The organism is Roseiarcus sp., from assembly GCF_052145395.1.
Classification (GTDB): domain Bacteria; phylum Pseudomonadota; class Alphaproteobacteria; order Rhizobiales; family Beijerinckiaceae; genus Roseiarcus.
The window spans coordinates 1-2764 of sequence record NZ_JBKQOT010000731.1; the positions used below are offsets into that span (position 1 = coordinate 1).

Annotated in this window: 2 protein-coding genes and 1 pseudogene; 1 reads left to right on the forward strand and 2 read right to left on the reverse strand. The window is 68.9% G+C overall.

The window, feature by feature from the left end; translation table 11 throughout:
• Positions 1-368 precede the first annotated feature (368 nt).
• The gene (locus tag ACLP25_RS25095; protein WP_442471839.1) at positions 369-623 is read right to left on the reverse strand and encodes a hypothetical protein; all 255 of its coding nucleotides are present in this window, start codon (positions 621-623) and stop codon (positions 369-371) included.
• A gap of 308 nt (positions 624-931) precedes the next feature.
• On the opposite strand from ACLP25_RS25095, the gene ACLP25_RS25100 reads away from it, so the two are divergent.
• Positions 932-2440 (forward strand): ribose-phosphate diphosphokinase, encoded by a 1509-nt coding sequence (locus ACLP25_RS25100; RefSeq protein ID WP_442471840.1) that lies wholly within the window; start codon positions 932-934, stop codon positions 2438-2440.
• Between the two features lie 34 nt (positions 2441-2474).
• Here the strand turns inward: ACLP25_RS25100 and ACLP25_RS25105 are convergent.
• Positions 2475-2764: pseudogene (locus ACLP25_RS25105) on the reverse strand (hypothetical protein); the annotation flags it as partial.

Below are 2764 nucleotides of genomic sequence, written 5' to 3' on the forward strand. Positions count from 1 at the left end.
GTGGAATATACTCAGGGGTGCCAGCGATGCGCGCGCGCCGGAGCGCTAATCGCCTCGACGGCTCGTGGAGCGCTTCGGCGCGGACGCGGCCATGCCGGACGTTCTCATGGCATTGACCTCATGCGAGCGTCGAACGGACTTCTATCGGCCATGCGGGGCGCGGTTCATGGACTTTGTTTCTCGCGGTCGAGGCCCGATATGGCGACGCAGAGTTCATCGGATCCCAAAAAGGCGACGACGCCTCCGACGCCGAGCGACGCGCCGACGCCCAAGAAGAGTACGCCCGAGTCATTGAAGGCTCGGGGGTTCAAGGTGCTCGAGCCCTCTGGGAACGGGTTCATTCTGCCTGGGGGCCGAAGCTCGAAGCGCTAGCGGGGGACGCTTTCGATCCCAGCGAGCCGCGGGAGCCGGCTGGCACGCCAGAGGGCGGCGAGTGGACCGCAGAAGGCGGGGGCGGCGGCGAAGTTGCGGGAATCGATCCCGAGCTGGTGAAGGTCGGCGGCGATCTTTGGAACCAGGAGACCGCCAAGCGTCTCGCGGTCGAGTACGCCAAGGCCAAGCCCGCGATCGAAGCGATCGCCAAGGAGATCGGGCGCGCCCTGAAGCTTGGCGACATGACGCAAGAGGAGCAGGCGCTCTTAAAAGACCGCCACGGCCCTATCCGTGCACCAAAGTCACCTGCGGTCGTTCCTTGCGCGGGAGCAATAGCGGCCCCGTTGAGCAGAAGGAAACATTCGGTAGGCGGACGCGACCGCGCCACGCCTCTTCTGGAATTCGTCGCTCGGCGGCCAGGGGGCCTTTTCTTTTGGGCACTCCAATCCTCGGGCGATTTGATGCATGTCAAGGACGCGCCCGAGCTTGGGCAGAAGCTTCCTATGCATTTCGGGCGCGCGGCGCCGCGTGACGGGCGTCGGCGCCGAAGGAGGCGGCTATGACGACATTGGCGCTGACCAGCGCTCCGATGCGGCGACTGTTCGATCGGCTGGACTTCGCGCCGCGGCCGCGCGAAGCTAAACTTGCTGTGGCGCTCGCGGCCTGGGATCGGCCGCGCTCGGGCCGGGTCGCGCCGCTGATCAGCGAGGTCCTTGCGCCCAGCGTTACGGTGTTCGTCCGCGCGGCTGAGCCGCGGGATTACGCTCTCGAACGCGACGATGCCGATCTTCCCGGTCTCATCGGCGCCCTCCCGCCGGGCGCGCGGCTGAGCGCGGCGCCTAGGCGCCGTCGGGCCGCGCTGCTCCGACGCCTCATCGACCTCGTAGTCGACCGGGGCGAGCCCGTGCTGGCTTCGTTCACCAGCCGCGAGCCGGACGAGGATTCGTCGACGATCGATCTCGTCGCCGCCCCCGTCGCCAGCCCCGAGGGACGGGTCTGTGGCGCGCTGATCGCATGGCAGGCTCGCCGGCCGGCGACGGTCGGGCCGCTTCCCACGCACGCCATCGGCGATCACGCCCGCCCAATCCTGTTCGCGCTCGGCGGGTCGCAGGCGCTCTCCGGCGCCGTCGCCCACCGGCTCGGCGTGGAGCTCGCGCCGCACGAGGAGCGGGACTTTGAGGATGGCGAGCACAAGATCCGTCCGCTTCGGGGCGTGCGCAACCAGAACGTCTTTGTGTTCGCCAACCTGACCTCGTCGCCGGGTCAGAGCGTCAACGACAAACTGTGCAAGCTCCTGTTCTTCGTCGGGGCGCTGAAGCAGTCGGCGGCGCGCCGGGTGACGCTGGTCGCCCCTTATCTCTGCTATGCGCGCAAGGAGCGGCAGACGAAGCCGCGGGATCCGGTGGTCACCCGCTATCTCGCGCAGATGCTTGAGGCGGTCGGCGTCGACTGCGTCGTCACCGTCACCGCGCATGACCTCGCCGCCTTCCAGAACGCCTTCCGCTGCGCGACGGAGCATCTCGACGTCCACGCCCTTTTCGCGCATGCCCTGAAGGGTCGGCTGGCAGGTCGGCGCGTCTCGGTCGTCTCGCCCGACCCCGGCGGAGAGAAACGCGTGGAGCTGTTCCGTCAGGCCCTCGAGCGGACGCTCGGGGCGGTGGTCGGCAAGGCGCTTGTCGACAAGACGCGCAGCCTTGGCAAGGTGACGGGCGAGCTGTTCGGCGGCGACGTCGCGGGTCGGACCGCGATCATCCTTGACGACATGATCAGCACGGGCGGGACGATGGCGCGCGCGGCGGCAGCGTCACGCGCCCACGGCGCCACCGAGGTGATCGCGGTCGCAACGCACGGCCTGTTCGTCGGAGGAGGCGAGGTCGTGCTGTCGAGCGAGGCGATCGACGAGATCTGGGTCACCGACAGCCTGCCGCCGCCACAGGCATTGGCTGATGCGGCGGCGCGCGGACGGGCGCGCATCGCACCGATCGACGCGCTGCTGGCGGCGGCGATCGAGCGCTGTCACGCGGGCGAATCGATCAATGAACTGCTCGAGCACGAGTCGATCATCTAAGCCGACGATTGGCGCACTACACGTCCAGCAGAAGCTATCCGGCATCGAGCCTGTCGAGCGCCTCTTCTGCGAGCGTCAGATAGCGCGTCGCCAACGGAGCCCAGCGCTCGGGCTGTCGCGGCTCGGCGTCGAGCAGATGCGAGAGGGCGAGGCGCGCGCGCAGCAACGCGCGTCGCGCCGCGTGGAGCGGATAGAGGCGTCCGGGGTCCGGCCAGCCGAGCGCCGCCGTGATGCGCTCGATGAGCCGCGGGCCGATCCAGTCGGCGCCGAGCCTTGCGCATTCCGTCGCCAGGGAGGCGAGCTCGTCGACGGGATCGACCTGTC

What these genes read in the sequence shown, in the direction of transcription:
- ACLP25_RS25100 (WP_442471840.1), top strand. Translation starts at nt 932, where the DNA reads ATGACGACATTGGCGCTGACCAGCGCTCCGATGCGGCGACTGTTCGAT.